Raw genomic sequence first — 480 nt, 5'->3', positions numbered from 1 at the left:
TAGTAAAAGTTTGAGCTTGAACAAATGTGGTAGTTAACAGGATAAAAAGCGAGAATAAAATGTATCTCATATTTATATGGTTTTAAGATTGAACGTTTTCAGGGCTTCTTCAATTGGTAATACCAGAGAAAATTTTTCATTTTTGCCAAGCAACATCCCAATCAATTTATTTGTTTTGGTATGGTAAATACAGCTTCCAGAATCACCATCATCAGATATTGGCATTGTTGTTTCTCTTTTATTGGTGGTTCCGATGCATATGAGGTTTTTTTTAAAAAATGGTCCATTGTCGTAGTGAACAGGGAATCCGACATTGTAATCAATAATAAAGGCAGTTTTGATCTTGTTACCCTTAGATAACATTGTGATGTTGGCAAAGTCAGTTTTAACATCCTTGTCAATGACCTGATGAAACTGATTATTGAATTTAACATAATTTGAATCCTCTGGCAGATCTTCCACCTTAGCTATGGCCAGATC

At 33.8% G+C, this 480-nt stretch carries 1 protein-coding gene; it reads right to left on the bottom strand.

Annotated features, from left to right (window positions below):
• Nucleotides 1–72 precede the first annotated feature (72 nt).
• A partial coding sequence (locus AB4Z50_RS36020) for a hypothetical protein (RefSeq protein ID WP_441887289.1) occupies nt 73–480 on the bottom strand: 408 nt, incomplete at its 5' end.

This window comes from Paenibacillus sp. 2TAB26 (genome assembly GCF_052115145.1).
In the GTDB taxonomy this organism is placed as follows: domain Bacteria; phylum Bacillota; class Bacilli; order Paenibacillales; family Paenibacillaceae; genus Pristimantibacillus.
The sequence above is the reverse complement of the archived record's forward strand: the minus strand, read 5'-3'. Positions and strand labels throughout refer to the sequence as shown.